The sequence below is a fragment of the Ideonella aquatica genome (genome assembly GCF_018069755.1).
GTDB lineage: Bacteria > Pseudomonadota > Gammaproteobacteria > Burkholderiales > Burkholderiaceae_C > Ideonella > Ideonella aquatica.
This window is the reverse complement of record NZ_JAGQDE010000058.1, coordinates 1-1,118: the sequence shown is the minus strand read 5'-3', so window position 1 is coordinate 1,118 and position 1,118 is coordinate 1. Positions and strand designations below refer to the sequence as shown.

Here is a 1,118-nt window from a genome sequence, read left to right as displayed (position 1 = left end):
TATTGAGCCGGCATCAAAGTGTTGAACTCAAGCCGCATACCGAACCGGCTCATGCTCGAAGTAGCTCTTGATCCGCTCGGGCTGCCTCTGCACGCTGCGCAGGTGGCGCGCCGCGGCCTTCACAAGTTGCAGCTTCGTGCGCGCCGGGGCGAGCTTCGTCACCGCCTGCTTCAGGTCCGCGTTGGCCATCTCGTCGGGGTTGAGCTCCGGGCTGTAGCTGGGCAGGTAGAACACCTCGATCTCCCGCTCGTGCTCGGCCAGCCACGCCTTCACCGGCTTGCTGTGGTGCACCCGCAGGTTGTCCAGGATCAGGTAGACCTTGCGCCCGGCGTCGCGGATGAGCCGCTTCATGAAGTCGATCAGGATGTCGGCGTTGAGCGCTCCGTCGAAGATCTTCCAGCGCATCGTGCCGCGGCTGGTGACCGTGGAGATGATCGACAGGCCGTGGCGCTTGTTGTTCACCCGCACCACCGGCGTCTGGCCCTGCGGCGCGAAGCTGCGCCCGCGCACGTCGTCGCTGCGAAGGCCCGTCTCGTCGCCCCAATGGATCTCGGCTCCCTCCACCTTGGCGCACGCCGCGATGATGGGGTACTGCTCGTCGAGCCACTTCTGCACCGCCGCAGGCGACTGCTCGTAGGCCTTCCTCATGGGCTTCTGCGGCGTGAAGCCCCAGCGCGAGAGGTACAGGCCCATCGTACGCACCGGCAGCTCGATGCCGAAGCGATCCCGGATCAGCTCAGCCACCGCCTGGCGCGTCCACAGCGCGTAGACCATCTTCAGTTGGTCCGGCGTACGGTCACGGATGAGTTGCTGCACCTCACGCTCTTGCTGCGTGGTGAGGGTGCGACCCGTGCCCACCGGGCGACCCGGCCGCTCCACCATCACCGCCTTCCAGCCGCCCGCATGGAATGCCTTGACCGCGGCGATCACGGTGGTGCGCGAGAGCTCGCACTGCACCGCCACCTCCTGCAAGGGCACGCCATCCAGCCGCATCTTCACCGCCCGGCGCCTGCGCTCGTTGAGGGCCTCCAGCGGCAGCGTTCGAGAGTCGATCTTGTCCATGCAGGGTCAGACTCTACGCGTCCGGAAAAGTTCAACATTTCAATGCCGGATCAATA

The 1,118-nt window shown here is 65.7% G+C and carries 1 protein-coding gene; it reads right to left on the bottom strand.

Annotation, left to right across the window (positions count from 1 at the left end; genetic code table 11):
* Window positions 1-27: 27 nt before the first annotated feature.
* Window positions 28-1,062, bottom strand: coding sequence for an IS630 family transposase (locus KAK06_RS23985; protein WP_210804701.1), 1,035 nt, complete (start codon window positions 1,060-1,062; stop codon window positions 28-30).
* Window positions 1,063-1,118: the final 56 nt, after the last annotated feature.